Here is an 8,657-nt window from a genome sequence, read left to right as displayed (position 1 = left end):
ACATGGAAGCATGAAACAAGTTATAAATAGATGGTGCTTATTTGAAAAGCAAGGCTGCTTCACCTTTTTTGCTTAATTAAATTTTACTGCTAAGAGTAAATTAAGAATTTGAATATGCCGCCTTTATATAAGCGATGGCACAAACGGAATGACTATTTTATCCTAAGAATGGATAACGATAATCAGCAGCGGGCACAAAAGTTTCTTTAATAGTGCGTGGCGAAACCCAACGGAGTAAGTTAATCATTGAACCTGCTTTATCGTTGGTTCCGGACGCGCGTCCACCTCCAAAAGGCTGTTGTCCTACAACTGCCCCTGTGCACTTATCATTAATGTAAAAATTACCTGCTGCATGTACTAATTTGCGTGTAGCCAACTCAGCTGCATAACGATCGTTACTGATAATAGAGCCCGTAAGCGCGTAAGTGCCGGTGCGATCAACCAGATCAAGAGTTTCTTCAAACGCATTATCATCGTATACATATATGGTTAACACGGGACCAAAAATTTCTTCGCACATGGTTATGTAATCGGGACGCTTGGCATGCAAAATAGTGGGAGCTATAAAGTATCCTTTCGATTTGTCGAATGATCCTCCGGCAATTATCTCTACATCTTTATCATTTTTAGCATTTTCAATGTAGGAAGTTATCTTATCAAAGGCTGCCTCATCGATAACCGCATTAATGAAATTGGAGAAATCTTCGGTGCCACCCATTTTAAAGGAGGCAAGGTCGCGAATAAGCCCAGCTTTTACATCGGGCCATTTGCTTTGAGGAATGTAAACTCGCGAACAAGCACTACATTTTTGGCCTTGAAACTCAAACGCACCTCTTGCAATAGCAGTAACGACTTCATTAACATCCGCACTATTGTGCATCATTATAAAGTCTTTACCTCCGGTTTCGCCCACAATGCGGGGATATGATTTATATTTGTAGATGTTATTGCCAATTGATTTCCAGATATTTTGGAATACTCCGGTACTTCCGGTAAAGTGAATTCCGGCAAAATCAGGGTGGTTAAAAATAACTTCGCCTGCGGTGCTTCCAGGAACATAAACAAGATTAATTACGCCATCGGGCAATCCCGCTTTTATAAACACTTCCATTAATAAACGAGCAGCATATATTTGGGAATTGGCAGGCTTCCATACAACTACATTTCCCATCATAGCACATGAGGTAGGAAGATTACCGGCAATAGCTGTAAAGTTAAACGGGGTTAAAGCAAAAATAAATCCCTCAAGTGGACGCCATTCTACACGATTCCAAACTCCAGGGCTTGAAATTGGTTGCTGCTGATATATTTCGGTCATGTATTGCACATTGAAGCGAAAAAAGTCTATCATTTCGCATGCCGCATCTATTTCTGCCTGAAAAGCATTTTTACTTTGCCCAAGCATAGTTGCAGCATTAATTTTATATCGATATGGGCCGGCAAGCAATTCGGCTGCTCTTAAGAAAATAGCTGCACGTTGTTCCCAAGCCAAATTTACCCATGCCTCGCGCGCTGACAAAGCAGCATCAATGGCGGCAGAAACATGAGAGGCATCGCCTTCGCTAAAAGTTCCTAAAACATGCTGATGGTCGTGCGGTGGTGATAATTTTTTCTTCTTCGAAGTCCTAACTTCTTTTCCGCCAATATACATAGGCGCATCAATGGTTTGACTGCGAGCTTCTGACAAAGCTTGTTCAAGTTTTTTACGCTCAGGGGTACCGGGAGCATAGCTATTAATTGGTTCGTTGACTGCGGTAGGCACTTTAAATATTCCGTACATGAAGTTTGTTTTTTTTATTGGTGGGCAAAAGTAATCTTATAATGCCTCCTCAACAAGGCCTTTCTTTTTTCAGCTCTATGTAAGTATTACAAAAGCCATTATTCTAAATTAATTATATTTGGAATGCAGAGCAGCGAGTCATGTATGAGCACGTTTCACTTGCTTGTGTATGCCCTTTCTTTAAAGCGGCACTTAGCCGATTGTAATTTGTAATGGAACTTTTTTTAGGTAAGAAATGTCTTTTTTTATCAGGTGGTTGGCTTCAAAGTTTTTTTATAAAGTGATGGGAATGATTTAAGAATTAGTAATAAGTAGTAATTATATCCGTTATTTACGAAATTCGGATGAACGTAGTTCATCTATTATTAATAGATGGAAAACGGTTTGGCGTGTTTTATGTTAACAGGCAAATGAAGATATGTAATACCTAACTTACTGTAAAAAGCAGTAAGAAATAGTGTTAATCAAAGTGTTAAAAAAAATATCGGGCAAACTGAATCATTTTGTTGGGAAACGTAAATTTGCACAAAGTCTATTCTAATCGATTCGAAAATATGAAAAGTAAATTTGCTATAGGGATATTATTGTTGGTTTTGGTTGCTTCACAGATGCAAGCTTATGCTCAGGAGGAAATTAAAACAGAGAATGGAAAGACCTATAAAATGCATCTAGTTGCCAATGGAGAAACTATTTATGGCTTGGCCAGAACGTATAAAACAAGTGCAAAGGAAATAATGGCGGCTAACGGCAATTTAACAACACTTAAGGCAGGTCAAAAAATAAAGATACCTGTAGCGAGTAATGCAAGCACTACAACAGTAAAGCCTAAAGAAAGCCCAAAGACAGTAACAACGGTAACACCTCCAAAGATAGATGTGCCTGTATTTCACATTGTAGAGCAAGGAGAAACGCTCAATGGAATTGCCAGAAAATATAGCACCACAGTAGAGCAGATACAGCAGATAAATGAGCTGAATGATGCCACTATATCAGTTGGAAAAAAATTATTTTTGTCGAGAGGAGCCAAAGCGAAATTTGAAGCCGATCAAGATGCCGCTGAACTTAAGAAGTCGCAAGATATGAACCCTATAAAGTTAAACACCGCTCCTGTAAAAAACACGGATAATGCAGGAACCAACGAAGTTGAGATGCCCGACAATTCATTATTACACAAAAGGGAATCAGGCGAAGCTGCATGGGTAAATGATGCAGATTTGAATCCTAATAAGTATTTTGCCTTACACAGATCAGCACCAACCGGAACCATTATGAAAGTAACAAACCGCATGAATAATAAATTTGTGTTTGTAAAAATAATTGGAAAACTACCTGATACGGGGGATAACCAAAAGCTGATTATTAAATTATCGCAGGCGGCCGCGCAAAAGTTAGGTGTATTGGATGCTCGTTTTCAAGCAGATATTTCGTACACATCAGTAAGCGAGAATAAGTAATAGTGTAAGAAAGGTGTGGATGTTAATTTGCAATGCAACATCTTTCTTATTAACAGTGTCAAATGCTTAACAGCTACCTGGCAATTATCATTTTGGTCACGTATTTATTTACACCCTCAGATACGTTTACCACATAAGCACCGGCAGACAATGATTGAGTTTCAATTATTATTATTTGCTCAAAAAAATTTTTCTCAAAAATTAAAGTTCCCTCTGCATTAAAAATGGATATTTTTTTTTCGGATTTGTTATTTGTATAAATGCATGCAAATTCATGAGCCGGATTAGGTGAAACCCTAAGTAAGTAATCATTATTTTTATCCAAATTAATAAATGAAAGAGGTGTACCACTTCCTTCATTAGCGAGGTGCTTAAGCTGTTTATCGTTGCCTTAATCTTTACCAATGCACCAATTGTAATTGCTGCGGATGATATAGTTTGGGTGATGCAAAATAGTAAGGCAGAATTATTACAGTAATCAATATTGCTGGTACAAAGTGATACCAGTATTTGAACAAGCTAGTTTCTTACCGAATAAAGAGTATGACATAAAGAAACAATAAGGGCCCAAACAAGAAGTGTAACGGATAATTAATATTGGTAACAAAACTATACTTAGCCAAAAGTCCTGACCAGTATAAGATGTATTCACCTATACTAAGTGAGGCAGCAAATAAATACGCTGCCATAATCTTTAAGGCCGAATTATTAGTTCTAACACCAATTTACCCGAATATACAAGCATGAACGAAGGCAACAAATACGAATACTATAAATACGAATATTGCCATCTGTAAGAATTTAGATTTTGTTAGATGGTAAAAATAAGATGCTATAAAACAAAAAGGGTAACACTTTATAAGTTATTACCCTTTTTGCTAATATTAATATGCCGGCTAATATTATTGACCGCTCAAGATGCGATTGTACTCGGGTTGATTCTTTAATACTTCGATAGCTTTAGTTACTTCCAAATCGTTTTTGAAATCATTTTCTACACGTCCTTTAAGGTAATAATAACGAGATACTATTTCGTTTTCGAGTTGTTGTTTTATTTCAGGTTTAAACTTAATAAGATCACTCTCCTTATCATGTTTCATTTTGCTTTTTAAAGTTTCAAACTCCGATTTAACACTTTCGAAATATTTTTCTTTTTCAGCTATTTTTTTCAATTCGTCCATTTCTTTTTCGCTACGCGTGGTATAGTCATATTCTTTCGTTTTTACCCAAGCAATAAAATCAGTGTATTCTTGTTCGGTAAGTTGAAAGTCTTTGGCAGCGCTTATGGTTGCATGGTTATTACGATACTGTGTGGCATAATCAAAAATCAAATACTTAGAAATTAAGCTCACCGAAATATTGCTAAGCTCTTCGGCTTCTATTTTTACATCAGGAGTAATGCCACCACCATCATAAACCTTTCTTCCACTCTTGGTTTTAAACTCAGTTACAAGGGAGTCGGGCACTTTGCCAACGCTGCCATCCTCGTTGCGATGCGAATAATCAAGTGCCTGAATACAACGGCCGCTGGGAATGTAATATTTGGCAGTAGTAATTTTTAGTTGCGAATTGTAACTCAACGGGCGTGTAGTTTGCACAAGCCCTTTACCAAATGAACGTTGTCCAATAACCACTGCACGATCTAAATCCTGCAATGCTCCGGAAACTATTTCGCTGGCCGATGCAGAACCGCTATTGACAAGCACGGCAACTGGTATTTGCAAATCTATGCCACTGTTAAGTGCCTTATATTGCTTGTCCCATTCTTTTACTTTGCCTCGTGTAAATACCACATCGGTTCCTTTATCAGTAAAAATATTTACAATATTAACAGCCTCATGCAGAAGCCCACCTGGATTGCCACGAAGGTCAAGCACCAGTGAAGAAATGTTATGCTTTTCTTTTAATGCAAGAAAGGCATCGCGCACTTCGCCACCGGCATTTTCGGTAAAGCTCGTAAGTTTTATATAACCAACTCCATCACTTATTATTCCGCTATAGGTAACAGCCGGAATTTGTACTTCGGCACGCATTATTTCTTTTTCAAATTTTTTATCTCCATCGCGCTGCAACACTAATTTCACTTTTGTATTTGGCTGCCCTTTCAATATTTTACTAACGTCATCTACATTTTTGTTGTTCACTTCTTTACCATCTACTTCAAGTATGACATCGCCTGCACGCAAATCTTCCTTTTGCGCAGGATATCCTTCGTATGGATCAGTAATTACTACCTGATTTCCCTTTTTTCCTATAAGCGCACCAATACCTCCATACTGCCCGGTAGTCATAAACCGATAGTCTTCTATATCGCTTTCGGGTATGTAGTTGGTGTAAGGGTCAAGGGTGTTGAGCATATCGTCAATACCTTTTTTCATAAGATCACCGGCTTAACATCATCAACATAATAAATGTTGAGCTCTCTGAAAAGTGAAGTAAAGATGTCGAGGTTTCGAGATATTTCGAAGTAGTTGTCGCTCTCCGGAGCGAAACTGTAAACGCCCAAACTACCAATGGCAATACCAATTGCCACCAGGGTTATCTTTGTTTTTGATAAAATTTTATTTTTCATTATTAATAAATACTAATTATTTCTAAAATACATTGCTATAAAACTTTGTTTGTTTGATTGGTGGGTGTAAAAAAAATTATTTCTCAGGAACAGGGTCATACCCATGACCACCAAAAGGGTTGCACCTTGCAAACCTTTTCAATGTTAACCACAGTCCACGCAAGGCGCCATGCTTGTTTATGGCTTCCATTCCATATTCACTGCATGTGGGCACATACCTGCATGCGGGCATGAGCAAAGGTGAAATTGCATTTTTGTAAAATAAGATTAACATCAACAGTATTTTCTTAATTGCCTTGTGCATGAACCATTTTCAAACGATGTAAAATTAATTTAATTTTAGATTCTACTTCGTGGTAAGGGGTTAAAGTTTTGTTTACAAAGATGATAAGAACAGCAAGTTTCTTTGGCTGATTAAACATGGCTTGCTTTAACTCGTTTTTTTGAATGCGGAATGCTTCACGCATTAGTCGCTTGATTCGGTTGCGATCGTGCGCTTTTTTAAATATACGCTTAGGAACAACAAAAGCCACCTGTAGCGGTTCTTGTATATAGCTCAACGCGTGATAGCAATAAATTACTTTGAATGGATGGGTGAAGAATTGTTCGCCTGAATTAATTAGGAGGTCAAAAATTTTTCTACTACAAAGTCTTTCGTTTTTCGAAAATTTATGGCTAACACGATTTAAATCTGCTGACATGAATTACAACGGAATATTTGCATGCTTCTTTTTGGGCAGCTTGGCTACTTTGTTTTCAAGCATTTTATATGCTTGAATAAGTTTTGTTCTTGTCTGTTCAGGCAAGATTACTTCATCTATATATCCACGCTCGGCAGCGCGGTAAGGATTGGCAAAGTGTTCAATGTATTCTTTTTCTTTTTCCAAAAGTTTTTGAGCCGGATCTTTAGCTTCGCTTATTTCTTTTTTAAAAATTATTTCGGCAGCGCCTTTAGCACCCATCACCGCAATTTCGCTGGTAGGCCAGGCGTAATTCATATCGGCACCTATATGTTTGCTGTTCATTACATCATATGCGCCACCATATGCTTTGCGCGTAATTACAGTGATACGTGGCACGGTAGCTTCGCTAAAGGCAAATAATAGTTTAGCACCATTGGTAATAATTCCATTCCACTCCTGGTCGGTGCCGGGCAAAAATCCTGGAACATCTTCCAATACAAGCAATGGAATATTGAAGCAATCGCAAAACCTTACAAAGCGAGCAGCCTTGGCCGAAGCTTTTATATCAAGCACTCCGGCAAGCACAGCTGGCTGGTTGGCAACTATACCAATACTGCGGCCTGCAAGTCGTGCAAATCCAACCACAATATTCTCAGCATATTCGCGATGAACTTCTAAAAAATCATCATCTACCAACTCCGTTATTACTTCGCGCATGTCATAAGGTTGGTTGGGATTTTCGGGCACAATGGAGTTTAACTTCAGGCGTGTTTCATCACCCAACGTATAGGGTAATGGTAACGCCTCGTCTTCGCAATTTTGTGGAATGTAACTCAATAATTTTTTTAAAGTTTGAATAAGCGCGACCTCGTTGGCACAAGCAAAATGAGTAACTCCTGATTTGGTTGCATGGGTATGTGCGCCTCCTAATTCTTCGCTGCTTATTTCTTCATGCGTTACTGTTTTAACTACGTTAGGTCCGGTAACAAACATATACGAAGTATTTTCTACCATCATAATAAAATCGGTAATGGCAGGAGAGTAAACCGCCCCACCGGCACAAGGCCCCATAATGGCGCTAATCTGTGGGATAACTCCCGAAGCAAGTGTATTGCGATAAAAAATATCGGCATAACCTCCCAACGATACTACCCCTTCCTGTATACGTGCACCGCCCGAATCGTTGAGGCCAACAACCGGGGCGCCATTTTGCATGGCCAGGTCCATAATGCGGCAAATTTTTTGTGCATGGGCTTCGCTCAGGCTGCCGCCAAATACTGTAAAGTCTTGCGAAAATGCGTAAATCAATTTGCCATTAACATAGCCAAACCCGGTAATAACGCCATCGCCTAAATATTTTTCGCGGTCAAGTCCAAAGTCGGAACTACGATGTGTAACGAACATGCCAATTTCTTCAAACTGACCATCGTCAAACAAAAGTTGCATGCGCTCGCGTGCAGTAAGTTTGCCTTTACTGTGCTGCGATTTTATGCGTGCTTCGCCTCCCCCTTTTTGAGCTTCGGCAATTTTATTATCTAATATTTCTATTTTGTTTTTCATAAAAATCTTGTCTTAATAATGAATACCATGCAGTATCGTGCAACATGCCATCTTTTAATGCTTCGTTACGCATGATGCCCTCGTAACTGAACCCACATTTCGAAAGCACTTTTTGCGATGCAATATTATGTAAAAATATCCCTGCTTCAATGCGTTCAAGTGAAGGTCTTTTTTCAAATAAATAATGGCAGTAGTTTTTAACCACAACGGTAGTATAACCTTTGTTGCGGTATGGCTTTGCCAGCCAGTATCCAATTTCATCCTTATGGGCATCTATTCCATATTTTAGCCATGAGCCTATTCCTCCAATAATTTCTCCGCTTGGTTGGTGAAGCACCATGAGGTTATTCTCCATGCCGATTTTAGAATGCTGTCGTTTGCAAAAATTAAAAAATTTAAGCGCATCGTTTCGGCCATAGTCTTTGGGAATCTTTAGGGTGTTGGTATAAATATCACCGTCATTAAGATATTTCACAAGCCACGATATGCTATGCCGGTCGGGGCTTACAAGTGCCAGGTCTTGGTTTATTACAATTTTCATCCGGTTTTGTAAAGGTAGTGGGCACTACTTATTTCTATCAGTTTGAGTGTGAAGCATAAGTTTCGCG

At 38.7% G+C, this 8,657-nt stretch carries 7 protein-coding genes and 1 pseudogene; 1 reads left to right on the top strand and 7 read right to left on the bottom strand.

Annotated features, from left to right (window positions below; translation table 11 throughout):
- Positions 1-157: 157 nt before the first annotated feature.
- Complete coding sequence (gene pruA / locus IPO27_09985; protein ID MBK8846839.1) at positions 158-1,780, bottom strand: L-glutamate gamma-semialdehyde dehydrogenase; 1,623 nt, start codon at positions 1,778-1,780, stop codon at positions 158-160.
- Between the two features lie 554 nt (positions 1,781-2,334).
- Here pruA and IPO27_09980 point away from each other — a divergent pair.
- On the top strand, positions 2,335-3,234 hold the full coding sequence (locus tag IPO27_09980) for a LysM peptidoglycan-binding domain-containing protein (protein ID MBK8846838.1): 900 nt from the start codon (positions 2,335-2,337) through the stop codon (positions 3,232-3,234).
- A gap of 73 nt (positions 3,235-3,307) precedes the next feature.
- Here IPO27_09980 and IPO27_09975 read toward each other — a convergent pair whose 3' ends face one another.
- The 6 genes and pseudogenes from IPO27_09975 to IPO27_09950 all read right to left on the bottom strand — a co-directional run bounded on the left by IPO27_09975 (position 3,308) and on the right by IPO27_09950 (position 8,590).
- The gene (locus IPO27_09975; protein MBK8846837.1) at positions 3,308-3,559 is read right to left on the bottom strand and encodes a T9SS type A sorting domain-containing protein; all 252 of its coding nucleotides are present in this window, start codon (positions 3,557-3,559) and stop codon (positions 3,308-3,310) included.
- 577 nt (positions 3,560-4,136) lie between these two features.
- Positions 4,137-5,806: pseudogene (locus IPO27_09970) on the bottom strand (S41 family peptidase).
- Positions 5,807-5,882: 76 nt separating this feature from the next.
- Entirely contained in the window at positions 5,883-6,110 is a 228-nt protein-coding gene (gene yidD / locus IPO27_09965) for a membrane protein insertion efficiency factor YidD (GenBank protein MBK8846836.1), read from the bottom strand.
- Positions 6,094-6,507 carry a ribonuclease P protein component gene (locus IPO27_09960; GenBank protein ID MBK8846835.1) on the bottom strand — a complete coding sequence of 138 codons (414 nt, stop codon included), beginning with the start codon at positions 6,505-6,507 and terminating at the stop codon, positions 6,094-6,096. The genes yidD and IPO27_09960 overlap by 17 nt, the downstream gene beginning before the upstream one ends.
- Before the next feature lie 3 nt (positions 6,508-6,510).
- The gene (locus IPO27_09955) at positions 6,511-8,049 is read right to left on the bottom strand and encodes an acyl-CoA carboxylase subunit beta (protein MBK8846834.1); all 1,539 of its coding nucleotides are present in this window, start codon (positions 8,047-8,049) and stop codon (positions 6,511-6,513) included.
- Complete coding sequence (locus IPO27_09950; GenBank protein MBK8846833.1) at positions 8,021-8,590, bottom strand: GNAT family N-acetyltransferase; 570 nt, start codon at positions 8,588-8,590, stop codon at positions 8,021-8,023. Before IPO27_09950 ends, IPO27_09955 begins: the two co-directional genes overlap by 29 nt.
- Positions 8,591-8,657 lie beyond the last annotated feature (67 nt).

It is taken from the genome of Bacteroidota bacterium (assembly GCA_016714535.1).
Classification (GTDB): Bacteria; Bacteroidota; Bacteroidia; order AKYH767-A; family OLB10; genus JADKFV01.
Note: the sequence above shows the minus strand (reverse complement) of the source record. Positions and strands in the feature narration are given on the sequence as shown.

What these genes read in the sequence shown, in the direction of transcription:
- IPO27_09960 (MBK8846835.1), bottom strand. Translation starts at nt 6,507, where the DNA reads ATGTCAGCAGATTTAAATCGTGTTAGCCATAAATTTTCGAAAAACGAA.
- yidD (MBK8846836.1), bottom strand. Translation starts at nt 6,110, where the DNA reads ATGCACAAGGCAATTAAGAAAATACTGTTGATGTTAATCTTATTTTAC.
- pruA (MBK8846839.1), bottom strand. Translation starts at nt 1,780, where the DNA reads ATGTACGGAATATTTAAAGTGCCTACCGCAGTCAACGAACCAATTAAT.
- IPO27_09955 (MBK8846834.1), bottom strand. Translation starts at nt 8,049, where the DNA reads ATGAAAAACAAAATAGAAATATTAGATAATAAAATTGCCGAAGCTCAA.
- IPO27_09980 (MBK8846838.1), top strand. Translation starts at nt 2,335, where the DNA reads ATGAAAAGTAAATTTGCTATAGGGATATTATTGTTGGTTTTGGTTGCT.
- IPO27_09950 (MBK8846833.1), bottom strand. Translation starts at nt 8,590, where the DNA reads ATGAAAATTGTAATAAACCAAGACCTGGCACTTGTAAGCCCCGACCGG.